The sequence below is a fragment of the Streptomyces sp. NPDC012474 genome (genome assembly GCF_042955185.1).
Classification (GTDB): domain Bacteria; phylum Actinomycetota; class Actinomycetes; order Streptomycetales; family Streptomycetaceae; genus Streptomyces; species Streptomyces cahuitamycinicus.
In genome coordinates, this window is record NZ_JBIBEP010000012.1 from 195352 (window position 1) to 217550 (window position 22199).

23 protein-coding genes, 1 pseudogene and 1 riboswitch are annotated in these 22199 nt (G+C 72.8%); of the genes and pseudogenes, 7 read left to right on the top strand and 17 right to left on the bottom strand.

The genetic code is table 11. The annotated features are described in order from the left end of the window. Window positions 1-331: 331 nt before the first annotated feature. From ACFY9S_RS25520 to ACFY9S_RS25550, 7 genes are all read right to left on the bottom strand, one after another. Complete coding sequence (locus ACFY9S_RS25520) at window positions 332-958, bottom strand: YigZ family protein (protein WP_391132262.1); 627 nt, start codon at window positions 956-958, stop codon at window positions 332-334. Between the two features lie 69 nt (window positions 959-1027). After that, on the bottom strand, window positions 1028-1312 hold the full coding sequence (locus tag ACFY9S_RS25525; RefSeq protein WP_391132264.1) for a hypothetical protein: 285 nt from the start codon (window positions 1310-1312) through the stop codon (window positions 1028-1030). Between the two features lie 123 nt (window positions 1313-1435). Then, the gene (locus ACFY9S_RS25530) at window positions 1436-1978 is read right to left on the bottom strand and encodes a histidine phosphatase family protein (RefSeq protein WP_391132266.1); all 543 of its coding nucleotides are present in this window, start codon (window positions 1976-1978) and stop codon (window positions 1436-1438) included. After that, on the bottom strand, window positions 1975-2730 hold the full coding sequence (locus tag ACFY9S_RS25535; RefSeq protein WP_391132416.1) for a hypothetical protein: 756 nt from the start codon (window positions 2728-2730) through the stop codon (window positions 1975-1977). Before ACFY9S_RS25535 ends, ACFY9S_RS25530 begins: the two co-directional genes overlap by 4 nt. Before the next feature lie 60 nt (window positions 2731-2790). Further along, window positions 2791-3588, bottom strand: coding sequence for an ATP-binding cassette domain-containing protein (locus ACFY9S_RS25540; RefSeq protein ID WP_391132268.1), 798 nt, complete (start codon window positions 3586-3588; stop codon window positions 2791-2793). Next, window positions 3585-4637 (bottom strand): iron chelate uptake ABC transporter family permease subunit, encoded by a 1053-nt coding sequence (locus tag ACFY9S_RS25545; protein WP_391132270.1) that lies wholly within the window; start codon window positions 4635-4637, stop codon window positions 3585-3587. Before ACFY9S_RS25545 ends, ACFY9S_RS25540 begins: the two co-directional genes overlap by 4 nt. Beyond that, window positions 4634-5650: an ABC transporter substrate-binding protein gene (locus tag ACFY9S_RS25550; protein ID WP_391132271.1), complete on the bottom strand. Its 1017-nt coding sequence runs from the start codon at window positions 5648-5650 to the stop codon at window positions 4634-4636. Before ACFY9S_RS25550 ends, ACFY9S_RS25545 begins: the two co-directional genes overlap by 4 nt. A gap of 69 nt (window positions 5651-5719) precedes the next feature. Continuing rightward, a riboswitch (cobalamin riboswitch) is annotated at window positions 5720-5910 on the bottom strand. Between the two features lie 80 nt (window positions 5911-5990). Between ACFY9S_RS25550 and ACFY9S_RS25555 the strand changes: the two genes are divergently transcribed. From ACFY9S_RS25555 to ACFY9S_RS25565, 3 genes and pseudogenes are all read left to right on the top strand, one after another. Continuing rightward, the gene (locus tag ACFY9S_RS25555; protein WP_391132272.1) at window positions 5991-6419 is read left to right on the top strand and encodes a CoA-binding protein; all 429 of its coding nucleotides are present in this window, start codon (window positions 5991-5993) and stop codon (window positions 6417-6419) included. 263 nt (window positions 6420-6682) lie between these two features. Then, window positions 6683-6805, top strand: coding sequence for a hypothetical protein (locus ACFY9S_RS25560; RefSeq protein ID WP_391132274.1), 123 nt, complete (start codon window positions 6683-6685; stop codon window positions 6803-6805). 22 nt (window positions 6806-6827) lie between these two features. Then, window positions 6828-8050, top strand: a pseudogene (locus tag ACFY9S_RS25565) (4-hydroxybenzoate 3-monooxygenase). 1 nt (window position 8051) lies between these two features. On the opposite strand, the gene ACFY9S_RS25570 reads toward ACFY9S_RS25565, so the two are convergent. Then, window positions 8052-8411 carry a metalloregulator ArsR/SmtB family transcription factor gene (locus ACFY9S_RS25570; RefSeq protein WP_391132276.1) on the bottom strand — a complete coding sequence of 120 codons (360 nt, stop codon included), beginning with the start codon at window positions 8409-8411 and terminating at the stop codon, window positions 8052-8054. Between the two features lie 63 nt (window positions 8412-8474). Here ACFY9S_RS25570 and ACFY9S_RS25575 point away from each other — a divergent pair, with 63 nt between their 5' ends. After that, window positions 8475-9539 carry a cation diffusion facilitator family transporter gene (locus tag ACFY9S_RS25575; RefSeq protein ID WP_391132278.1) on the top strand — a complete coding sequence of 355 codons (1065 nt, stop codon included), beginning with the start codon at window positions 8475-8477 and terminating at the stop codon, window positions 9537-9539. Between the two features lies 1 nt (window position 9540). Here ACFY9S_RS25575 and ACFY9S_RS25580 read toward each other — a convergent pair whose 3' ends face one another. Both ACFY9S_RS25580 and ACFY9S_RS25585 read right to left on the bottom strand, forming a co-directional pair. Further along, the gene (locus tag ACFY9S_RS25580) at window positions 9541-10098 is read right to left on the bottom strand and encodes a YbaK/EbsC family protein (RefSeq protein WP_391132280.1); all 558 of its coding nucleotides are present in this window, start codon (window positions 10096-10098) and stop codon (window positions 9541-9543) included. A gap of 43 nt (window positions 10099-10141) precedes the next feature. Then, the gene (locus ACFY9S_RS25585) at window positions 10142-10714 is read right to left on the bottom strand and encodes a cupin domain-containing protein (protein ID WP_391132282.1); all 573 of its coding nucleotides are present in this window, start codon (window positions 10712-10714) and stop codon (window positions 10142-10144) included. A gap of 97 nt (window positions 10715-10811) precedes the next feature. Between ACFY9S_RS25585 and ACFY9S_RS25590 the strand changes: the two genes are divergently transcribed. Continuing rightward, window positions 10812-11669, top strand: coding sequence for an EamA family transporter (locus ACFY9S_RS25590; RefSeq protein WP_391132284.1), 858 nt, complete (start codon window positions 10812-10814; stop codon window positions 11667-11669). Window positions 11670-11678: 9 nt separating this feature from the next. Here ACFY9S_RS25590 and ACFY9S_RS25595 read toward each other — a convergent pair whose 3' ends face one another. Then, the gene (locus ACFY9S_RS25595; RefSeq protein ID WP_391132286.1) at window positions 11679-12443 is read right to left on the bottom strand and encodes a DapH/DapD/GlmU-related protein; all 765 of its coding nucleotides are present in this window, start codon (window positions 12441-12443) and stop codon (window positions 11679-11681) included. 110 nt (window positions 12444-12553) lie between these two features. Here ACFY9S_RS25595 and ACFY9S_RS25600 point away from each other — a divergent pair, with 110 nt between their 5' ends. After that, complete coding sequence (locus ACFY9S_RS25600) at window positions 12554-13081, top strand: DapH/DapD/GlmU-related protein (RefSeq protein WP_391132288.1); 528 nt, start codon at window positions 12554-12556, stop codon at window positions 13079-13081. 14 nt (window positions 13082-13095) lie between these two features. On the opposite strand, the gene ACFY9S_RS25605 is transcribed toward ACFY9S_RS25600, so the two are convergent. From ACFY9S_RS25605 to ACFY9S_RS25620, 4 genes are all read right to left on the bottom strand, one after another. After that, complete coding sequence (locus tag ACFY9S_RS25605; RefSeq protein ID WP_391132290.1) at window positions 13096-13719, bottom strand: VTT domain-containing protein; 624 nt, start codon at window positions 13717-13719, stop codon at window positions 13096-13098. 71 nt (window positions 13720-13790) lie between these two features. Then, a complete protein-coding gene (locus ACFY9S_RS25610; protein ID WP_391132292.1) occupies window positions 13791-16187 on the bottom strand; it encodes a phosphoketolase in 2397 nt (798 codons plus the stop codon). 412 nt (window positions 16188-16599) lie between these two features. After that, window positions 16600-18471 (bottom strand): ricin-type beta-trefoil lectin domain protein, encoded by a 1872-nt coding sequence (locus tag ACFY9S_RS25615; RefSeq protein ID WP_391132294.1) that lies wholly within the window; start codon window positions 18469-18471, stop codon window positions 16600-16602. Between the two features lie 433 nt (window positions 18472-18904). Beyond that, window positions 18905-19342 (bottom strand): DUF4442 domain-containing protein, encoded by a 438-nt coding sequence (locus ACFY9S_RS25620; protein WP_391132418.1) that lies wholly within the window; start codon window positions 19340-19342, stop codon window positions 18905-18907. 174 nt (window positions 19343-19516) lie between these two features. On the opposite strand from ACFY9S_RS25620, the gene ACFY9S_RS25625 reads away from it, so the two are divergent. Next, a complete protein-coding gene (locus tag ACFY9S_RS25625; protein WP_391132296.1) occupies window positions 19517-20530 on the top strand; it encodes a hypothetical protein in 1014 nt (337 codons plus the stop codon). Window positions 20531-20599: 69 nt separating this feature from the next. Here the strand turns inward: ACFY9S_RS25625 and ACFY9S_RS25630 are convergent, their stop codons facing one another. Next, window positions 20600-20929: a hypothetical protein gene (locus tag ACFY9S_RS25630; RefSeq protein WP_391132297.1), complete on the bottom strand. Its 330-nt coding sequence runs from the start codon at window positions 20927-20929 to the stop codon at window positions 20600-20602. A gap of 366 nt (window positions 20930-21295) precedes the next feature. Then, entirely contained in the window at window positions 21296-22141 is an 846-nt protein-coding gene (locus ACFY9S_RS25635) for a fused MFS/spermidine synthase (RefSeq protein WP_391132299.1), read from the bottom strand. Between the last annotated feature and the right edge of the window lie 58 nt (window positions 22142-22199).

Consider the following 22199-nt stretch of genomic DNA (forward strand, 5'->3'; position numbering starts at 1 on the left):
TGTCTCCCCCTGCTGTCGCTCTCCACCGGCACGAGCCGGTCCCGCCCGCTGTCAGACCCACCACGCTAGCGCGTGTGGGCCCCGGTCCACCACGAACCTCGGACTGCCACGCCCACCCGACGACAATTCAGGGGGTATGTCCCAACTGTGCTGTGAAGCAGGCCACTCCGCGCGCTGCCGCGTAAGGCCATTGCGGGCGATAGCGAAAGGCCATTGCGCGCGATGCCGAAAGGCCATTGCCTGCGATGCCGAAAGCGGCGGACGCCGAGGACCGGACCTGCGCCGGCCGCTGCCCCGTCGGCGACGGCGGGGCGGTTCGGGAGGGGAACCGTCAGGCGTCCCCGTACGCCTCCCCGCCCGTTTCGAAGCCGGCCGTCCCGGCGGTGGCGTCGGCGAGCCATGACCGGAAGGCGTCCACGTCGGCGTCCGGGAGGGCGATCCCGATCGTGACCGCCTCCCCGTAGCGCACGTCGCGGACTTCGCGCCCGGTGGAGCGCAGGTCGTTCTCCAGCTTGCCGGCCCGCTGGTGGTCGACGGTGACCGTGGCCAGCCGGAACCGGCGGCGGGTGCGGGTGCCGATGGTGTCCAGTGCCTCGCCGACCGCTCCGCCGTACGCGCGGATGAGCCCGCCGGCGCCGAGCTTGGCCCCGCCGAAGTAGCGGGTGACGACGGCGACGACGTACCTCATGTCGCGGCGCAGCAGCATCTGGAGCATGGGGACGCCTGCGGTGCCGCCCGGCTCGCCGTCGTCGCTCGCCTTCTGGACGGAGGCGTCGGCGCCGATCACATAGGCCCAGCAGTTGTGGGAGGCGTCGGCGTGCTCCTTGCGGACCGTGGCGATGAAGGCTTGCGCCTCCTGCTCGGTGGCGGCCGGGGCGAGGGCGCACAGGAAGCGGGAGCGGTTGACCTCGGTCTCGTGCACGCCGGCACCGGTGACCGTGCGGTATTCGTCCTGCATCCGGCCAGCCTAGTCGCGTGGCCGCAGGCCGCCCGGCGGGGTGGCCGGCCGGAGCCGCCGGGACGTCCGCTACGAGTGGGCCACGACCTCGCCGGCCGTGACCTGGGGCGGGTTGGGCAGCAGCTCGGCGAGCCGGTCCCGTACGAACCCCCCCGCCCTCTCCGTCGACTCCTCGGCGCCGGCCCGGTCCTGGAAGACACCGGCCGACACCATCACACCGCCGCCGGCGTCGATCCAGTAGTAGGCCACGAACCCCGGGACCTGGCGGAGGAGCGGCAGAAACTCCTCGTTCACCCGGCGTCCCGCCTCAGCCGGGTCGGTCACCCCTTCGTACCGCCGCATCACCGCATGCATGACTGTTCTCCTCCTGGGTCGGCACGGCCGTTCCTCGCGGACGGCGTACCCGTCACGGCACGTGCGCGCAGCGCGGACCCGGCGCAATCACTGGAAAGGACGCATGCCGGCGCGGGGCCCGGGCTACTTCTTCGTGCCCCGGGGCACGGTCACGGACGTGAGCAGTGCGGTGTCGGGGGCGAGGGCCCGCCAGGCGGTGCCGCGCCAGGCCAGCACGGCGATCGCCGAGGTGGGGAACTTCGTACTGACCTGCTCCAGGGTGTCGTCGAGGCCGTCACCGGCGAGGGCCAGGACCAGTTCCTCCAGCCCGGGGTTGTGCCCGATCAGCAGCAGCGTCTCCACCTCGGCCGGCACCTCGTGGACGACGGCCAGCAGGCCGGCCGGGCCGGCGGCGTACAGCCGCCGGTCGTGGCGGACCGGCGGGGGTGTGCCCCACTGGGCGGCGGCCAGGTCCCAGGTCCCGCGGGCGCGGACGGCGGTGGAGCACAGCGCCAGGTCCGGCAGGAGGTCGGCGTCGGCCAGTGCCCGCCCGGCCGCGGGGGCGTCCCGGCGACCGCGCGGGGCGAGGGGGCGTTCGTGGTCGGCGATGTCCGCGGGCCAGGCGGACTTGGCGTGCCGCAGCACGACCAGGCGGCGCAGCGGCCTTGCTCCGGCGCGTTCGATCATGACGGAGCTCCCAGATCGCGGGTCAGTTCCAGGCCGAGGAGCCGGTCGGCGTAGGCGTAGGTCTCGAACCGGGCGCCGTCGGCCAGGTCCGGCTCGGTCTCGACGTGACGCAGGACGTCCAGCACGCCGGGAACGTCCAGGTCGTCCTCCCAGGCGGCGCGCAGCCGCCCCCGCACGGCGTCGGGGACCGGCCGTGAGGGCTGCCGTGCCCAGCGGGCGACCGCACCGCGCCAGCGGGCGAGGGTGGCGCCGGCATCGTCGAGCCCGGCCGCGTCCAGCCGGACCGGGGCGCTGTGGTGACGGGTGATCAGGGCGAGGCGCAGGGCGGCCGGGTCGCAGTGGCCGGGCGGATCCGGCTCCACGGGCGCGACGGCGATCCGCACCCCGTCGGGCGTCTGTCCGCCCCTGGCGGTGACATGGACGACCTGGGCCTCGCCCAGACCGGCGCCGACGTCGGGGCTGTCCTCGAAGGGGCGGATGCCGAGCGCCGCGGCGCCCGCGCGCAGCTCCGCCTGCCGGCGGCCGCCGGTCAGCAGCGCCCACACCGGTGTCCCGCCGAGCTCCAGGGTCCTGACGAGCAGGTCTCCGACGAGCAGCACCCGCAGGTTCGTCGTGTCGGAGCCGGACGCGTGCACCGCGACACGGGTCAGGCCCCGGCGGGCCGGGGCGGCGTCGACCGGCTCGCCGGTCCGGGCGTCGATGATGCGCAGCACGAGGCGAGCGTAGGCGGGTGGGCGGCCACACGCAGGCAGGTTCGGTGTTTTCCGGCCACCGTGGCGTAATCGCCCCCCTGTCGTGCCCGGCCTCTCCTCTCAGCCCAGCGTGCCCAGGAACCGCACATGGGGCCGGCCCCCGGGCCCTCCGCGGCTGACGGCGGCCCGCACCCGGTACACCTCGGCGATGAGCTCCGCCGTGAGGACGTCCTCCGGGGCGCCTTCCGCCACGACCCGCCCCGCGCACAGCACGACGATCCGATCACAGTACGTCGCCGCGAGGTTGAGGTCGTGCAGGGCGACGACGGTGGTGACCGGCAGGCCCGTGACCAGGGTGAGCAGGTCGAGCTGGTGGTGGATGTCGAGGTGGTTGGTGGGCTCGTCGAGGAGGAGCTCGCGGGGTTCCTGGGCGAGCGCGCGGGCGATCTGCACCCGCTGGCGTTCACCGCCCGAGAGGGTGTGCCAGAGCCGGCCGGAACGTTCGTCGAGACCCGTGCGTTCCAGGGCGGCACGCACCGCCCGCTCGTCGTCGGCGGCGGCGGGCGTCCAGGCGCGGCGGTGCGGGACGCGGCCGAGCCGCACCACGTCCTCGACCGTCAGCTCGACCTGGGTGTCCGACTGCTGCTCGACGACGGCGAGGCGGCGCGCGACCGTACGGCGGGGCAGATCGCCCAGCGGTGTGCCGTCGAGGGTGACGACTCCGCAGGTCGGTGTGAGCAGCCCGGCCAGCAGCCGCAGCAGGGTGGATTTGCCGGAGCCGTTGGGGCCGAGGACGCCGACCGTGGAGCCGGTCTCCGGCGCGAGGGCGACGCCGTCCAGGATGAGATGCCCGTCGGCACGGCGGCTGACCCGGTCGGCCCGCAGCCCGGTTCCCGCCGGGGCGTCCGCGCAGCTCACCGTGCCCTCCTCGTCCGGTACAGCACCGCCACGAACGCCGGCACCCCGATCAGCGACGTCACGACCCCCACCGGAACCTCCTGTGGTTCGAGGACCGTCCGGGCGAGGGTGTCCACCCACACCAGGAACACCGCTCCCGCGAGGGCGGTGACCGGCAGCAGCCGCGCGTGCCCCGGGCCGGTCAGTGCCCGGGCGGCGTGCGGCAGGACCAGTCCCACGAAGCCGATCGCGCCGGCCGAGCTGACCAGCGCGGCCGTGAGCAGGGCCGTGACACACAGCAGCACCAGGCGGGTGCGGGCGACGGACACCCCGAGCGCGGCCGCCGCGTCCTGCCCGAAGGCGAAGGCGTCGAGGGTGCGGGCGTGGGACAGGCACACCACCAGCGCCACGGCCAGCACGGCCAGGCACAGCCACACGTCGGTCCAGCCGACGCCGCCGAGTGATCCGAGGAGCCAGAACAGCACGCCGCGGGTCGTCTCGGCATCGGCGGAGGTCATCACGACGAACGAGGTGAGGGCCGAGAAGAGCTGCATGGCGGCGACACCCGCGAGGACGACCCGGTCGGTGGTACCGCCGAGGGTGTGGCTGAGCAGCAGCACCAGCGCGAACGACAGCAGGGCGCCGAGGAACGCGCCCGCGGACACCGAGAGGGCACCGCCGCCCGCGCCGAGCACGACCACCAGGACCGCTCCGGTGGAGGCGCCCGAGGACACCCCGAGCACGAAGGGGTCGGCGAGCGGGTTGCGCAGCAGCGACTGCATCACCGCCCCGCAGACGGCGAGACCGGCTCCGCACACGGCCGCGAGCAGGGTGCGGGGCAGCCGCAGCTGCCAGACGATCCCGTCCCGGATCGGCGTCAGCTCCGGGTCGCCGAGGCCGAGGCGGGCCGCCACGACGGACCACACGTCGGCGACCCTGATGTCGGCGGGACCGATGGTGATGGCCACGGCGAGGGAGGCGACGAGCGCGATCGCCCCGGCCGCGCCCAGAGCGAGCCCGTTCCCCCGCCGGGGCCGGGCCCCGGCACCCGGCACACTCCCGGCGGTCACTTCACCAGCCCGAACCGGCGCAGCCCGGCGGCCACCCGCTCCACGCCCTCGACCGTGCGGATGGTCGGGTTCATGGCCTGTCCGCTGAGCAGCACGTACCGCTTGTGCCGGACGGCGTCCATGTTCCTGGTGACCGGATTGGACTCCAGGAAGGCGATCTTCCGCGCGGCGGACTCGGCGGTCTGGGACCTGCGGGTCAGATCGCCGATGACGAGGACGTCGGGGTCGCGGTCGGCGACCGTCTCCCAGTTGATCTGCGGCCACTCCTCGTGCGTGTCGTCGAAGACGTTCTTCGCACCGAGGGCGCGGGTGATGATGCCGGGCGCTCCGCAACAGCCCGCCATGTAGGGCGACTCGGAGTTCGCGAACCAGTAGAGGAGGGTGACGTCGGAGGCGTCGGCGCCCGCCGTGGCCTTTTGCATGCGCTGACGGAGGGAGGCCACGAGCGTGTCGCCGCGTTCCTGCACCCCGAACACGGTCGCGAGGTCCCGTACCTCGCCGTAGACGGTGTCGATGCCCAGGGCCTTGTCGCGTGCGCCGTCGCCGCCGCCCGAGTTGTCCTTGCCGGCACAGTCGGACGGGGAGACGTAGGTGGGCACGCCGAGCTTCTCGAACTGCTCGCGGGTGGCGACGCCGCCCTTGCCGAGGGTGGAGACGAAGGACGCGGCGACGAAGTCGGGTTCGGTGTCCAGGACGCGCTCGAAGGACGGGGTGTTGTCGGCGATGCGCGGCACCTCGGCTTCGGCCTTCCCCAACCCCTTCATCACGGGGTCGGTCCAGGTGGCCGTGCCCACGAGGCGGTCGGCCAGGCCGAGGGAGAGCAGGATCTCGGTGGTGCCCTGGTTGAGGGACACGGCGTGCTGCGGCGGGGCCGCGACACGGACCTCGTGCCCGCAGTTGGTGAGGGTGACGGCAGGCTTGGCGTCGGTGGACGCGGTGCCGCCGCAGCCGGTCAGGAGCAGGGAGCCGGCCGCGAGCAGGACGGCGGCACGGGCGGGTCGGGCGAGGGGCACGGAAAACCAGTCCTCAGGCGTCGAGGGCCCATTCGCGGAGCCCGGTCGTACGGTGCTCCCCCGCCGCACGCGGCCGCGGGGGCCGCCAGCAGGTCTTCGGACTCGGGTTCATCCGGATCGGGGCGCCTTCCCGGACGTCCGCGAGGGAGTCCAGTGGCCGAGGCCCCGCCCGTCCCCCTCACCGCTGCGCGTCAGTTCCGGATTCACACCGGATTCCCTGACCCACGTACATGGGTTCGACTGGCCTCGGCAAGTTATCACGGAGGTCCCGGGGAATCACCGCGCGTCCCGCGTTGTTGCCCGGAGAGCAGCTCGTCCACGACTCTCGAGGAGGCCGCCGGTGTACGGCGACGAGGCAACGGTCCGCAGGATCCTCACCGAGCTGGGCGACACCTGGGCCGTGGTGGGCCTGTCGTCGAACCGGCAGCGGGCGGCGTACGGTGTGGCCGCCGTGCTCCAGCGCTTCGGCAAGCGCGTCGTGCCGGTGCATCCGAAGGCGGAGACGGTGCACGGGGAGAAGGGGTACGCGAGCCTGGCGGACATCCCCTTCGACGTGGACGTCGTCGACGTGTTCGTGAACAGCGACCTCGCCGGGGCCGTCGCGGACGAGGCGGTCACCAAGGGCGCGAAGGGCGTCTGGTTCCAGCTGGGTGTCATCGACGAGGCGGCGTACGACCGGACCCGCGCGGCGGGCCTGGAGATGGTGATGGACCGCTGCCCGGCGATCGAGATCCCACGGCTGTCTCATCACCGCGTACAGGAATCCTGAAGCGTTCCCCAGGAAACACCCGCACCGGGTCAAGGGTGCACAACTCGTCTCCTGCGACCGGCCGGCCGATTCCTAACCTGAGGCCTCTTGCTCCCCGGACTCCCCGAGTTCGTCTTCGAGAGGCCCCGTATCCATGGAAAGAGACGGCCTGCGCCGGGATGTCGGGCTGATCGGGCTCATGTGGGCGTCGGTCGGTTCCATCATCGGCTCGGGCCTGGCAGGGCGGCTTCGGCGGCCAGGGGCACCTCGGACTGTGGTGGGACATGCTGGTCGTCACGGTGTTCTCGCTGGCGGTCTACTACTGGGCGCGGGCCTCGGCCTCGCCGGCCGGGGAGATCGAGCGGAGCATCGAGGAGGTGCCCGTCGAGGAGGTGCCCGTCCACTGAGGCCGGCCTCCATAATGTGCGCATGACCCGCCCCGTTCCGCCGGCCAACTCCGGCGCGCCACAACGCTTTCCGGTCGTCGTCGTGGGTGCCGGTCCCGCGGGCCTGACCGTCGGCAACATCCTGCGGGCCGCGTCCGTGCACTGCCTGGTGCTGGAGACGGAGACCCGCGATGTCGTCGAACAGCGGCCGCGGGCCGGGGTCATCGAGGAATGGGCCGTACGCGGCCTGGAGAAGCGGGGCCTCGCCCGCACCTGCTGGACCGCGCGGAGCTGCACACCGCGTGCGAGTTCCGCTTCGACGGGGAGCGCTTCCGGTTCCCCTACGGCCGGCTGACGGGCAGTCACCACTTCGTCTACCCGCAGCCGTTGCTGGTGACGGACCTGGTGCGCGAGTACGCCGACGTCCGGGGCGGGCACATCCGCTTCGGGGTCCGTGACGTGCGGATCCACGACCTCGACACCGACCGGCCACGGGTGTCGTACACCTGCCCCGAGACGGGTGAACGCCAGGAAGTGCACTGCGACTTCGTCGCCGGCTGCGACGGGGCGCGCGGGGTGAGCCGGGCGTCGCTCCCGCCCGAGCGGGTCCGGATCGCGCGCCACGACTACGGCATCGGCTGGCTGGCCCTGCTCGCCGAGGCGCCGCCGTCCGCCGACTGCGTGCTGTTCGGCTGCCACGCGCGCGGCTTCGCCGGCCAGATGCCCCGCAGCCCGGAGGTGACCCGCTACTACCTGCAGTGCCCGCCGGGTGACGCTCCGGAGAACTGGCCGCACGAGCGTGTCTGGTCGGAGCTCCGGCAGCGGCTCGGGGCGGCCGGTGCGCCGCCGCTGACCGAGGGGCGGCTGATCGAGAAGCGCGTCCTGGAGATGCACGACTACGTGGTCGAGCCGATGGTGCACGGCCGGCTCCTGCTCGCCGGCGACGCGGCCCATCTGGTCGCCCCCATCGCCGCCAAGGGCATGAACCTCGCCCTGCACGACGCCTTCCTGCTCGGTGACGCCCTGGTCGCGCGGCTGACCACCGGGGACGGCAGCGGCCTCGACGGCTATGCGGAGGCGTGCCTGCGGCGGGTGTGGGACTACCAGGAGTTCTCGCAGTGGCTGTCCGAGGTGTACCACGGCACGGCGGCGGGCGACCCGTTCCGCGCGGGAACCACCGTCGCCCGGCTGCGCCGCCTGTTCACCTCGCCCGCGGCGGCGGCCGCCTTCGCCGAGCAGTATCTGGGGACGGCCGCGCGGTACTGACTCAGTCGTGCGGGGGACGGTCGCGGAGGCGGTGGTCGGCCACGTTCAGCGCCTCGTCGACGAGCCGGCGCAGATGACCGTCGCGCAGGGCGTAGATCACCCGGCGGCCCTCCTTGCGGGTGCTCACCAGGCCCGCGAGACGCAGTCGCGCCAGGTGCTGGCTGACGGCCGGCCGGGCAGCCCCGCACGCCTCGGTGAGGGTCGTGACGTCGGCCTCTCCCCCGGTCAGCGCGTGCAGCAGGGCGAGCCGGGTGCGGTCGCCCAGCAGGCCGAGGAGCTCCGCCGCGAGGGCGAACTGCTCCTCGCCGGGGCTGCGCGGATGCGCATCATGCGCAGATGAGAGGTGCATGCGTGCGCTCATACGCACATAATGGCGCCCCGGGACGGGTACGTCCACTCTCGCGCGCACCGGAAGGGGATCCACGTGAGCGACCGGCACGAGCACTCCCACTCTCATGGCCACACCCATGGGCACGACGACGGGCACGGCCACGGGCGCCCGCGCGGCCTGCGCCACCGGATGACCCACCTCCTCGCCCCGCACTCCCACGAGACGGCCGACAAGGTCGACTCCGCCCTGGAGTCGTCGGCCCGCGGGATGCGGGCACTCTGGGTCTCGCTCGCCGTCCTCGGTGTGACGGCGCTGGCCCAGGCGGCCGTGGTGGCCGTCTCCGGGTCGGTGGCGCTGCTCGGGGACACGGTGCACAACACCGCGGACGCGCTGACCGCCGTCCCGCTCGGGATCGCCTTCGTGCTGGGCCGGCGCGCGGCCACGCGCCGTTTCACCTATGGCTACGGCCGGGCCGAGGACCTGGCCGGTCTGGTGATCGTGCTGACGATCGCGGCGTCCGCGGCCTTCGCCGGCTGGACGGCTGTGGACCGGCTGCTGGATCCACGCCCGGTCGCGCACGTGCCGGTGGTCGCCGTGGCCGCCCTCGTCGGCTTCGCGGGCAACGAGTGGGTGGCCCGCTACCGCATCCGCGTCGGCCGCTCCATCGGCTCGGCCGCGCTGGTCGCCGACGGGCTGCACGCCCGTACCGACGGCTTCACCTCGCTGGCCGTACTGCTGGGCGCCGGAGGCTCCGCCCTCGGATGGCAACTGGCGGACCCGGTCGTCGGGCTCCTGATCACCGCGGCGATCGTCCTGGTACTGCGGGACGCGGCCCGGGAGGTGTTCCGCCGGGTACTCGACGCCGTCGACCCGGTGCTGGTCGACCGGGCCGAGCGGGCCCTGACCGAGGTGCCCGGGGTGCGCGGGGTGGGTGAGCTGCGGCTGCGCTGGATCGGTCACCGGCTGCGCGCCGAGGTGGCGGTCGTGGTGGACGGTGACGCGACGGTGCGCGAAGCCCACCGCATCGCCGTGGACGCCGAGCACGCGCTGCTGCACGCGGTACCGCGCCTGACCGCGGCCCTGGTGCACGCGGATCCGGAACCGGCGCCGGGCGAGAGCGACCCCCATCTCCCCCTGGCCCACCACATCGCGGCGTAGCTCAGGAGATCCCCAGCCCCTCCAGCACCGCGGCATGCGGCAGTTCCGCGAACGCCTTGCCCGGCACCAGCAGCTTGCCGCGCCGCCGGCCACTGCCGACGAGCACGTACGGCAGGTCGACGACGGCCGCGTCCACCAGGACGGGCCAGCCGTCCGGCAGCCCGAGCGGGGTGATGCCGCCGTACTCCATGCCGGTCTCACCGGTGGCCGTGTCCATCGGGGCGAAGGAGGCCTTGCGGGCACCGAGTTGCCGACGCACCACGCCGTTGACGTCGACCCGGGTGGTGGACAGCACGACGCACGCGGCGAGCGTGGACTCGCCGCCCCGCTTGCCCGCGACGACCACGCAGTTCGCCGACCGCTCCAGCAGGTCCCGCCCGTAGTGCTCCACGAAGGTGGCGGTGTCGGCCCACTCCGGGTCGGTGTCGACGTAGACGATCTGCTCGGCCGGGACGCTGCCCCGCCAGTGGCGTACGGCGTCGGCGACCGGGGCGGTGAGCTCGGCGAGGCAGGCGGGGGCCGGCCGGGCGTTGTCGAAGTGTCCGATGGGTGCGCGCATGGCCGCACGCTAACAACAGCGCACCGGCGGTGGTCCGGGAGTGTCAGGTCACGGGCGGCACCGAGACGGCCATGACCATCTCCATGGGCTCGTCGCCGGTGTTGCCGTACGTGTGCGGGACGTTGGCCTCGAAGTGGACACTGGAGCCCGCGGGCACCCGGTGCTCGACGCCGTCCACGGTGAGGGTCAGTTCGCCCGCCGTGACGTGCAGCAGTTCGGTCGTGCCGGCGGGGTGGGGGTCCGACGGGCTGCTCTCGCCGGGCACGAGCCGCCAGTCCCACATCTCCAGCGGGCCGGGCGCCTCGGTGCCCGCGAGGAGCCGGTTGTAGCTGCCGGCCTCGGTGTGCCAGAGCCGCACGGCCTGGTCGGCCGGGATGATCCGCACGTTCGGGCCCTGCTCGTAGTCGAGCAGGGTCGTGATGCTGACGCCGAGTGCGTCGCCGATCTTGACGACGGTTCCGAGGCTGGGGTTGGTGCGGGCCTGCTCGATCTGGATGAGCATGCCGCGGCTGACGCCCGCCCGGGCGGCGAGCACGTCCAGGGTGAAGCCGCGCACCGCGCGCCAGTGCTTGACGCTCCGCGCCAGGGACTGGGTCAGCAGGTCGAGGTCCGACACGTTCCGTCCAATATTTTGTATGACACAGTACAGCCGACTGCACTATGGTGTGGTTGACCTGATCGTGCACTGAACTGTACTGCGAGGTATCCGTCCCATGACAGCGCTCTTCGCCCTGGCCACCAGCCTGTTGTGGGGACTGGCCGATTTCGGCGGCGGTCTGCTGACCCGGCGCACACCGGCGCTCACGGTGGTCGTGGTCTCGCAGTCGATCGCCGTGGTGGTGCTCGGCGCCCTCGTGGTGGCGACCGGCGGCTGGAGCGAGACGGGGCCGCAGCTGTGGTTCGCCGTCGCGGCCGGGCTGGTCGGACCGGTGGCGATGCTCGCCTTCTACAAGGCGCTCGCGCTGGGCCCGATGGGCGTGGTCTCGCCGCTGGGGTCGATCGGTGTGGCCGTGCCGGTCGGGGTGGGTCTCATGCTGGGCGAGCGTCCGGGCCTACTGCAGTTCGTCGGCATCCTGGTCGCCGTCGCAGGTGTCTGCCTCGCCGGCGGCCCCCAGTTCCGCGGCGCCCCCGTCCAGCGCCAGGCCATCGCCCTGACCCTGCTCGCGGCGTTCGGCTTCGGCGCTGTGATGGCGCTGATCGCCGAGGCGTCGACGACGCTGACCGGCCTGTTCCTCGCCCTGTTCGTCCAGCGGGTGACGAACGTCGCCGCGGGCGGGCTCGCGCTGTTCGTGTCGGTGCGACGCGGTGGGCCCGCCCTCCCGGCGGACGGCTTCCCGTGGCGCACGCTGCCCGCCCTCGCCTTCGTCGGCCTCGCGGACGTCGCCGCGAACGGCACGTACTCGATCGCCGCGCAGCACGGCCCGGTGACGGTCGCCGCCGTGCTGGCCTCCCTGTACCCGGTGGTGACGGCCGTGGCCGCGCGGGGGGTCCTGCGCGAACGGCTGCGGGCGGTGCAGGCCGCCGGGGCGGGGCTGGCCCTGGTGGGGACGGTGCTGCTGGCGTCGGGCTGAACGGACCGTTCAGGAACCGGGCTCCAGCTCCGCGAGTCCGGCCGCCGCCTCCTCGTCCAGGTCCGACAGCGCGCGGAGCTGCTCGGGGGTGACGCCGTCCGGTATCGGCACCGGCGCCGGGGTGCGCAGCGGTGGCTGCCAGCCGTCGGAGGGGGTCCAGCGCCGTACGACGCGGGCCGGTGCGCCCGCCACCACGGAGTGGTCGGGCACCGCGCCCCGCACGACCGCGCCCGCGGCCACCACCACGTTCCGCCCGATCCGGGCGCCCGGCAGAATCACCGCTCCGGTGCCGATCCAGCAGCCGGGCCCGATCTCCACCGGCTCCATCCGCGGCCACTGCTTGCCGATCGGCTGGTGCGGGTCGTCGTAGGAGTGGTTCGTGGACGTGACGTAGACGTACGGTCCGAAGTAGCAGTCGCTGCCGATGGTGACCGTCGTGTCGGCGATGACGTGACTGCCGCGGCCCAGAACGACGCCGTCGCCGATGCGCAGGATCGGGTCCGGGCCGAGGTCGAGGTCGGGCATCAGGCCCGCGGTGAGGGTGACCTGCTCGCCGATGATGCAGTAGGAGCCGAGGTGGATCCAGGGCTCGCCGAAGACCGTGCCGAGCGGGAAGGCGAGTCTGGTACCTGTTCCCATCGTGCCGAACCGGTAGCGGCCGGGGTGCTCGGCGGTGACGGAGCCCGTGCGCTGCACCCAGGCCCAGCCCGCGTGGACGGCGCGCTGCGTGAGGCCCCGCCGCCAGGATGAGAACGTGTTCTTGCGCTTCGGCACGAGCTCACCGTACTCAGCGGTAGCTCCGCCCGCGGCGTCGGCTGCCTGTGATCTTCGCCCCACCGGGTGGCGTACGGTTTGCGCGTTGTCTACGACGCTGGGAGGCGGACATGGGTCAGCGCGCGATGATCACGGGGATCGGCGGCAGGGAGCCGGAGATCGACGAGACGGCGTTCGTGGCGCCGACGGCGTCCGTGATCGGGGGCGTGACCCTGGGCGCGGGGGCGAGCGTCTGGTACGGGGCCGTGGTGCGCGGCGACGTCGAGGCGATCTCCGTCGGGGCGAGCAGCAACGTCCAGGACAACTGCACGCTCCACGCCGACCCGGGGTTTCCCGTGAGCGTCGGTGAGCGGGTGAGCATCGGACACAACGCGGTGGTGCACGGGGCGACGGTCGAGGACGACTGTCTGATCGGGATGGGTGCGACGGTCCTGAACGGCGCGGTGATCGGGGCCGGGTCGCTCGTCGCCGCGCAGGCGCTGGTGCCACAGGGCATGGTCGTGCCACCCGGTTCGCTGGTGGCGGGGGTGCCCGCGAAGGTCCGGCGGGAGCTGTCGGAGGAGGAGCGGCAGGGCGTCACGCTCAACGGCACGATGTACGCCGAGCTGGCCGCGGCGCACCGCGAGGTGCACGCGTAGGAGGAAAGCCCCCTCTACTGCGCGGCGGGCACCGGCTGTGCCTTCTTCGCCTTGCGCTTGAGCACCAGCATGGACGTGACACCGACCAGGACCGCCGCGACCAGGCCGAGCCACGAGAAGCGCTTCAGCCAGGACTCCGCGACGATACCGACGTAGTAGATGACCGCCGTCGTGCCGCCGGCCCAGAGGATGCCGCCGAGGACGTTGGCGATGGCGAACTTCCAGTACGGCATGCGGAGCACCCCGGCGAGGGGCCCGGCGAAGATGCGGAGCAGGGCGACGAAGCGGCCGAAGAAGACGGCCCACATGCCCCACTTCTCGAAGGAGCGCTCGGCGGCGGCGATGTGGCCCTCACTGAAGTGCTTGGGGAACTTGTTGCCCAGCCAGGCAAGAAGGGGCCGCCCGCCCTTGCGGCCGATGGCGTAGCCGATCGAGTCGCCGATGATCGCACCGGCCGTGGCGCTGGCGCCGAGGACGACGGGGTCGATGTCGCCGTGCTGGGAGGCGAGCAGCGCGGAGGAGACCAGGATGATCTCGCCCGGCAGCGGGATGCCCAGGCTCTCCAGGCCGATGACCACTCCCACCAGTGCGTAGACGGCCACCGCGGGTACGGTTTCGAGCCACTCCTGGACGTGCAACGCCGGATCCTTTCCCTGTGCTTCCCTGTGAGCACGGGAAGCCTACCGGGTGGCAGGACGTCCCCCGTGGCTCAGGCGTTCCAGGTCCACTCGGCGACCTCGGGCAGGTCGGTGCCGTGCTCACGGATCCACGCGTGGTGCCGGGTGCGGGCGTCGGCCATCCGCTGGCGTACGGCCGTGGCGCGCACCGCGAGGCCCGGGACGCGGTCGACGACGTCCATGACCAGGCGGTAGCGGTCGAGGTCGTTGCGGACGACCATGTCGAACGGCGTGGTCGTGGTGCCGGCCTCCTTGTAGCCGCGCACGTGCAGGTGGGGGTGGCCGGTGCGGCGGTAGGCGAGGCGGTGGATCAGCCACGGATAGCCGTGGTAGGCGAAGATCACCGGCTTGTCGGTGGTGAACAGGCCGTCGTACTCGAAGTCGCTCATGCCGTGCGGGTGCTCCCCCCGGGGCAGCAGCCGGGCGAGGTCGACGACGTTGACGACCCGGACGGACAGCTCGGGCAGGTACCGGCGGAGCAGGTGCGCCGCGGCCAGCGTCTCCTGGGTCGGGACGTCACCGGCGCAGGCCAGCACGACGTCGGGCTCGGTGCCGTCCTCGGTGCCCGCCCACTCCCAGATGCCGGCGCCGCGGGCGCAGTGGACCCGGGCCTCCTCGATCGACAGCCAGTCGAAGCAGGGCTGCTTGCCCGCCACGATCACGTTGACGTAGTCGCGGCTGCGCAAAGTGTGGTCGGCCACCGACAGCAGGGTGTTGGCGTCCGGCGGCAGGTAGACCCGGACGACCTCGGGGCTCTTGTTGAGGACGTGGTCGACGAAGCCGGGGTCCTGGTGGGAGAAGCCGTTGTGGTCCTGCCGCCACACATGGGAGGTCAGCAGGTAGTTGAGGGAGGCGATGGGGGCGCGCCACGGCAGTCGCCGGGAGGTGCGCAGCCATTTGATGTGCTGGTTGACCATCGAGTCGACGATGTGCACGAACGCCTCGTAGCAGGAGAACAGCCCGTGCCGGCCGGTGAGCAGATAGCCCTCCAGCCAGCCCTGGCAGAGGTGCTCGGAGAGGATCTCCATCACCCGGCCGTGCCGGTCCAGGTGCTCGTCGACGTCGAGGGTCTCGGCCTGCCAGGCCTTGCCGCTGGCGTCGAAGACGGCCTGGAGCCGGTTGGAGGCGGTCTCGTCCGGTCCGACCAGGCGGAAGTCACGGCGGTCGGCGGTGTCCCGCATGACCCGGGCGAGGAGGTCGCCGAGGACGCGCGTGGGCTCGTGCAGGGTGGTGCCCGGCTTGTCGACGGGCACGGCGAACTCGTCCAGGGACGGGACCGGCAGATCGCGGACCAGCAGCCCGCCGTTGGCGTACGGGGTGGCGCCGAGCCGCCTGCCGCCCTCGGGGACGCAGGCCAGGACGTCCGGGACCGGCCGACCCTCGGCGTCGAAGAGCTCCTCGGGGCGATAGGAGCGCAGCCAGGCCTCCAGTTGTCGCAGGTGGTCCGGGTTGTCACGGACACCGGCCAACGGCACCTGGTGGGAACGCCAGGTCCCCTCGACCGGCTCGCCGTCGACCTCGGCCGGGCCGGTCCAGCCCTTCGGTGTGCGCAGCACGATCACCGGCCAGTGCGGGCGCTGTGTAACGCCCTCCTCGCGGGCGGCGCGCTGGGCCTCGGCGATGCGGTCCAGCGCGGTGTCCATCGCCTGGGCCATCGCGCGGTGGACGGTGGCCGGATCGTCGCCGGTGACGTGGATCGGCTCGTGGCCGTAGCCGCGCAGGAGCGCGTCGAGCTCGGCCTGCGGGAGGCGGGACAGCACGGTCGGGTTGGCGATCTTGTAGCCGTTGAGGTGCAGGATCGGCAGGACGGCGCCGTCATGGACGGGGTCGAGGAACTTGTTGGCGTGCCAGGAACCGGCCAGCGGGCCGGTCTCCGCCTCGCCGTCGCCGATCACGCAGGCGACCAGCAGGCCCGGGTGGTCGAGGGCGGCGCCGTAGGCGTGGGCGAGGGAGTAGCCGAGTTCGCCGCCCTCGTGGATCGAGCCGGGCACCTCCGGGGCGACGTGGCTGGGCACGCCGCCGGGGAAGGAGAACTGCCGCATGAGCAGTTCCATGCCCTGCGCGTCCCGGGAGGCGTCCGGGTACTTCTCGCTGTAGCTGCCCTCCAGCCACGAGTTGGCGAGGACCGACGGGCCGCCGTGGCCCGGGCCCCAGATGCACAGGGCGTCCAGATCGCGCGCTTTGATCACGCGGTTGAGGTGGGTGTGGACGAGGTTCAGCCCGGGTGAGGTGCCCCAGTGGCCCAGCAGCCGCGGCTTGATGTGCTCGGGCCGCAACGGCTCGGTGAGCAGGGGGTTGCCCAGCAGGTAGATCTGCCCGGCCGCCAGGTAGTTGGCGGCCCGCCAGTGGGCGTCCAGCGTGCGCAGTTCCTCGTCGGTCGGTGCGGTACGACTGTCGGTCCTGCTGTCCTGGCGTGGGGACTCGGGCATGAGTGACTCCCTGGGTTCTGCGGGCGGCCTCAGGAGGAGTACCAGTCTGTTCCGGTTCGATGCCAGGCGCCTCTCGGCCATCCGGGTCGCACCGCCGGTGTCGGCCGCGGATCACATGCGGTCTGCCCCTCGACGGCGCCCCCGCAGGTGGTCAGGGCGACGTCCCGGGGGCGCCCGGGCGGACTCGTCGACGCCGCGGGCCCGTCGCGTGGTGCAGACGTCGGCCCCGCGGGCAGGGCGATCGCCCCGCCGAGCAGACGCGGTGCGGACCGCCGGGCGATGCGGGGCACGGTGTCGGCCATGGACGCACCCGGCGCCAGGAGGACCGCTTGACGCTCCGTCCGGCACCACGGGGAGGGGCGGGTGAACCTCTGGCCCCCGGGGTCGCCCGGGCGGGCGGCCCCGGTCCGGTCTACGGCAGGGCGGCGGAGTGAAGCGCCGTCACGGCGTCGGTCACGGTGGCGGTCACGGGACCGAGGACGTCGGAGCCGGGCCGCGTACCGGCCTCGGCGGTCGCGGGTTCGGCTTCCTCGCAGCAGTCCACGGGCGCGAACCGCGTCTCGTACCGCTCCTGGGGCGGTTCCCCGGAATCGCCGCGCGGCGGTTCGGGCCGCTGCCCGGGCGGGGCATCGCCGTACGGCCGCTGCCCCGGCTCCTCGCGGTTCTCGCGGCTCTCGAGCGGAGTGTCCTCGGCCCGCTTCCGCCGGGACTCCCCCGGACCCCTGGGGGCATCCGGCGGTTCCACCGTCCAGCGTTGCGCCGTGGAGCCGTCGCGACCGGTGACGATCACGTCCCGGCCCTTGCCGGGGGCGACGGCCAGCCCCCTGCCGCCGCGCGGCAGGAGTTCGCCGCGCACGGTCAGGTCGTAGCGGACGACTCCGGCGTGCACCAGGCAGCCTGCCAGGACGACCGAGCCCCCGGCGGGGTCGGAACCGACGCACAGGGTCGGGTCGGCGCCGCTGCGCAGGACGCCGTCCTCCTGGTACGACCACTGCTGGGACCCGCCCTCGGAGCAGGCGGTCAGCACGATGCGGGCGTCGGCCCGGGCCCTGCCGCCCCGGACGTCGAGGCACAGGCCGGCGTCGAGGTTGCGCAGGCGCCCCCGGGCCACTTCGACGGAGCCGCCGGCGGAGGCGGCCGACGGGGCAGCGGCGGACGATGGCTCCTCGGACGATGCCGCCGTGGGGTCCGGGCCCACGGCAGCGGAGCCCGCGCCGTCCGGGTCGACGGAGTGGCCACTGACCGCCCCCCAGGTGACCTGTGGGCCGGGGCTGCCGCTCTCCTCCGTCCAGCCGCGGGCGGTGAGCAGGGTCGCCAACAGCACGAGGGAGGTCACCCCGACCGCGGCGGCCAGTGCCTTGGTGCGCCTCCTCGGCGACCCGGGCCGGCCGGTCGTCGCCGGTTCGGCCCGGGGCCGGAGGCGGTGCCGCCCGCCGGCGGGCAGCGCGCACCGGCCCTCGTCGCGGCCCGGCCGTGACGCGAGGTAGCGGCGGGCGCCCCAGCCGAGCACCGTCTCCACGAGCAGGTCTTCCAAACCGCTCTCGAAGTGGCTGAGTTGTTCGGCGGCGTGACGGCAGTAGCGGCATGCCATGAGATGCCGCTGCACATCCGGCAGCAGGGCCCCGCCACGGCGCATGGGAACGTCCAGCAGGCGGTTGTAGTAGCGGCATTCCTGCGTCGGTGCGAGTTCCCGGTGCGCCCGTACGCATCCCGACCGGAATTCCTCGCGCGCCTGCAGCAGGGCGGACGAAGCGGTAGCGGCGTCCACTCCCAGCAGACCGGCCGGTACGGATATGGGCTCGGCCTCGACCTCCGTGTGCCACAGCAGGCATTGGGAAGCACCCGGAAGGCCGCGGAAAGCGCGCTCCGCGAGGCGTCGCCTTTCGGGTGTGCCGGAGCGGGCGGCGCGCAGGCCGCGGGCGCCGACGGTTTTGCGGAGTTCCGGCAGAACTCCGGAAAGGCCGTCGTCCGCGGCCCACTTCCCGACCGTCTCCCGGACCGCCCTGAGCAGCCGCGGACGCAGGGCGCCACCGCCCGGCCGGGCCAGCTCCTCGCGGAAGGCGGCGGCTGCCGCCATCGCCGCGGAATCCTCCGAGGACGCCAGGCAGATCACGGCGTATTCGTAGACCGAGCGCCAGTGGCGCGCCAGCAACAGCGCGACGGCGCGCGGCGCTTCGGCGGGTTCACCGACCCGGGCGAGAAGATTGCGGTCGGACTCCGCGGCCCCCGCTCCGGCTCCGGGGCGTGGCGGGTACGGCGGGCGTGGGGGGTTGGGGGATTGCACGGAACCATTTCCTTCCAGCCGCAGAACGGCAGGCGAATTGCGCGTCCGTCGGAAAGCAGGTGCGTGATTGGTGCATACCTATGCCGCGTCAGCTGCGGACTCGGCCGTGAGGTGGCTCACTCGCTGTGAGGTGGCTCACTTTCGCACATGCGACTCACTGGTAACAAGGAGTTCGATGACCCGAGTTCAAAACGCGGGAATTCCAGAAAGGTTACCGGCGGTATCCGTACCGGCTTTCGAAAAACGGGGCGCCGATGGTCCCGAGTTGTGTGCACGCAAAGGCGATTGGCACACGAAATCTCCAACTCCACGGCGTGCCCTCATCCAGCCCCGGGGGAGCCGGGCGGCGCGGCGCCCCGGGCACCGGGGCATGGTGGCCTGACATGCGAAAGCCCCGGCACCCGGCCGGGGCCCCCGCACCGCGACAGCGTGGTCAGCCGTTGGGCCGCAGGGTCCACACCACGGTCATCTCGCCGGTCACGGCACCATCCGCCCGCTGAAGGGCGATGGCCACCGGGAACTCGGGGCGCTCACCGGCGTCCAGCTGGGCGACGACCTCGGCGGCCGGGCGGCCGAGAGTGGCCGTGGCGGTGACGGCGCCCATCGCCAGCTTCCTGTAGGAGATCTCGGCGCTGACGGCGAGCGGCACGGCGCGCGACAGCTGGCCCCCGAACGCGGCCAGCACGATCGCCCCGCTCGCGGACTCACCGAGCGTGAACATCGCACCGGCGTGCGGGCCGCCCACGTGGTTGTGGTACTCGGCCTGGTCCGGCAGCGACACCACCGCCCGCTCCGGCGAGGTCTCGAGGAATTCGAGATTCAGGGTCCGGGCCATGGGCACCGTGGCGGCGAGCATCTCGCCGATGGACATCTGGTCTGCGCTCATGGCCGCATGTTACTCACGAGTAGAGAGGGCTGACCAGGCCGTGTGACGACCGCCGCACCCGTCCGCACGACATCCTCACCGCCCGCTCCCCGGGTTGCTACGTCTCCGTACACGGGCAGTGACCGAATCGTGTCCGGAGCGCGGCTAGGGTGACTGCTCATGTGGCCAGGACAGCAGCCGCCCGGGGGCGAGCAGAACCCGCAGGCGAACAACCCGTACCAGCAGCCGGGGTACCAGCAGCCGAATCCCTACCAGCAGCCGGGGTACCAGCAGCAGCCCAACCCCTATGGGCAGCAGCCGCAGTGGGACACCCCCGCGCCGGCCGGCGCTCCGCAGCCCCCGCAGGGCGGTGGCGGCGGCAACCGGACGAAGCTGGTCGCGATCATCGCCGCCACGGCGGTGGTCGTCGCGGCGGGTGTCACCGGCTTCCTGGTACTGGGCGGCGACAAGGACGACACGGCGGACGGCGGCAAGAACGGCAAGAAGGACAAGGCCGCGTCGAGCCCGCCTGCCGAGGAGCCGGGCGCCACCGCCACCGGCGACAACCCCCGCGGCGGCGAGGCGGCGCAGCCCACGGTCAAGGGCTGGAAGGTCGTCATCAACCCCAAGTGGGGCACGGCCTTCGACGTCCCGGCGGACTGGGACGTGGCATCCCCGACCTCGTACGTCTTCTTCGAGGACGAGAAGTCCGACGACGGCAAGCCGCTGATCACCATGTCGGCGCCGGCGTTCTACAAGTCCGAGTGGTGCACGAGCGACGACGACAAGGACGGCAGGACCGAGACCGAGTCGCTGGCCGGGGCGGGCACCAAGGGCGCCGACGGCGCCAAGGACACCGACGAGGTCGCGGTCAACCAGGTGGCCTTCTGGGTGTACGGCGGCTACACGCAGCCGGACAAGAAGAGCGTCAAGGCCGACGACAAGGCCAAGCCCTACACCACCGCCTCGGGCGTGAAGGGCAGCGTCGCCTGGGCGCACTCGGAGGACACACCCGACAAGGGCAAGTGCGCGAGCGACGGCAAGGCGGTCACGTTCGGGTTCAAGAACTCCGCCGGCGACTTCGTCGCGTGGAGCTTCTTCGGTGCCAAGGGCGTCAAGGGCGAGGTGCCCGAGAAGACCGTCATGAAGATCCTCAGCACGGTCCGGCTGCACGGCGAGCCGACCGGCGGCTGACCCGGAAACGGAACGGGCCCGCCCCTGCGACGGGGGCGGGCCCGGCTCATCGAAGCATCGCGAGGGGGGTCAGCCCTTCAGATTCCCGCGGTAGACCCAGCGCCCCGAGATGGACTCGTCGTCCACACGGCAGCTGCCGATGCAGACCCAGGGGTTGCCGGAGGAGTTGGTGCAGTCCCAGTAGGCGTGCACCTTGTTGTTCTTGTAGACGTAGTCGACGACCCTGGCGTTCGCCGAGAAGCTGGCGCGGACCGGGACCTTCTCCTTGGCGACCACGTAGTCGTGGGACGCCGGCCGGCACTTGAAGGCGGCCGCCGAGGCGGAGCCGGCACCCATGAGGGGCAGCGTGGCACCGATGAGTGCCGCCGAGGCCAGTAGCGTCGCAGAACGCTTGCGCATTGTTTTCCTTCCCCGTTTCAAGGTCAAATCAAGATCAACTTAGCGGTGGCCGTTACGTCGCGCAAACTGTTTGGCAGGACGGCACTTCCCGCTCTTCCGCTTGCTGCGGACGCGTCGGACCTGATGCTCGCCGAGGCGTTGTCGGCGTCCTCGACGTCGGTCCCCTGTGCCGCGGCCGGTGCTGTCGGGCTGGTTTCGGCGGCCGTGCTCTGCGTCCCGGACCACCGAACGCGCCACCGAAACGCGCCACCGCACTGCGCCGCGGAACCGCGCCACCGCACTGCGCCGCGGAACCGCGCATCCCAAGCGCGCCTCCCAACCGCCCCGCCGGACCACGCCACTGGCCGGCGCGACGCCGAGCGGGTGTCAGCCGATGCCGAACGCCCCGTCCGGGGGCACGGGTGACGGCACGGCATCCGCGTCCTCCACCGGTCGCGCATCGCCGATGAACTCCCGTAGCCCGGCGCCGTGTTCGACCCGGGCCGGGAAGGCGTCGGCGGCGGTGAGCCGGGCCAGGGCCGCGACGTCGACCGGCTGATGCCCGGCGACGAGCACGGCGTTCCCGAACCGCCGTCCCCGCAGCACCCCCGGCTCGGCGATCAGCACGAGCTCCTCGAAAGCGGTGGCCAGGGTGGCGAGTTGCGACCGCAGGAAGGCGAAGGGCGCGGCGTCGGGGAGGTTGGCGAGATAGACCCCGTGTGCCCCCAGCACCCGCGCGGTCTCACGGACGTAGGCGACGGAGGTGAGGTGTGCCGGCACCCGCGACCCGCTGAAGACGTCCGCGACGAGAACGTCCGCCGAGGCAGCGGGAGCGTTCTCCAGCCAGACCCGTGCGTCCGCCGCGTGCAGGGCGATGTCCGCGCCGTCCGGCAGCGGCAGGTGCCCGGACACCAGCTCCAGCAGCCCCCGGTCGGCCTCGACGACGTCCTGCCGCGAGCCCGGCCGGGTCACGGCCACGTACCGTGGCAGCGTGAGCGCCCCGCCTCCGAGATGCGCCACGTCCAGCGCCCGCCCCGGCTCGGCCACGACATCCAGCACGTGGCCGAGCCGCCGCGCGTACTCGAACTCCAGATGCGCGGGCTCGTCGAGATCGACGTAGGACTGCGGCGCCCCGTCGACGGTGAGCAGCCAAGCCCTCTCCCGATCGACGTCGGGCATCAGCTTGGCGGTGCCGTGATCGGTGGTCCGGGTCACGGGAATGGCGTCCTTCACCCCTCCATTGTGCGATGGGTCGACGCAGCCCAGGGGCGCGGGGAACTGCGCGGCCAGC

Coding starts and splice junctions, on each gene's coding strand:
- ACFY9S_RS25630 (WP_391132297.1), bottom strand. CDS start 20,929: ATGCGCAAGCGTTCTGCGACGCTACTGGCCTCGGCGGCACTCATCGGT.
- ACFY9S_RS25570 (WP_391132276.1), bottom strand. CDS start 8,411: ATGAGCGCACGCATGCACCTCTCATCTGCGCATGATGCGCATCCGCGC.
- ACFY9S_RS25590 (WP_391132284.1), top strand. CDS start 10,812: ATGACAGCGCTCTTCGCCCTGGCCACCAGCCTGTTGTGGGGACTGGCC.
- ACFY9S_RS25600 (WP_391132288.1), top strand. CDS start 12,554: ATGGGTCAGCGCGCGATGATCACGGGGATCGGCGGCAGGGAGCCGGAG.
- ACFY9S_RS25560 (WP_391132274.1), top strand. CDS start 6,683: ATGCTGGTCGTCACGGTGTTCTCGCTGGCGGTCTACTACTGGGCGCGG.
- ACFY9S_RS25610 (WP_391132292.1), bottom strand. CDS start 16,187: ATGCCCGAGTCCCCACGCCAGGACAGCAGGACCGACAGTCGTACCGCA.
- ACFY9S_RS25530 (WP_391132266.1), bottom strand. CDS start 1,978: ATGATCGAACGCGCCGGAGCAAGGCCGCTGCGCCGCCTGGTCGTGCTG.
- ACFY9S_RS25520 (WP_391132262.1), bottom strand. CDS start 958: ATGCAGGACGAATACCGCACGGTCACCGGTGCCGGCGTGCACGAGACC.
- ACFY9S_RS25525 (WP_391132264.1), bottom strand. CDS start 1,312: ATGCATGCGGTGATGCGGCGGTACGAAGGGGTGACCGACCCGGCTGAG.
- ACFY9S_RS25620 (WP_391132418.1), bottom strand. CDS start 19,342: ATGTCCATCGGCGAGATGCTCGCCGCCACGGTGCCCATGGCCCGGACC.
- ACFY9S_RS25625 (WP_391132296.1), top strand. CDS start 19,517: ATGTGGCCAGGACAGCAGCCGCCCGGGGGCGAGCAGAACCCGCAGGCG.
- ACFY9S_RS25580 (WP_391132280.1), bottom strand. CDS start 10,098: ATGCGCGCACCCATCGGACACTTCGACAACGCCCGGCCGGCCCCCGCC.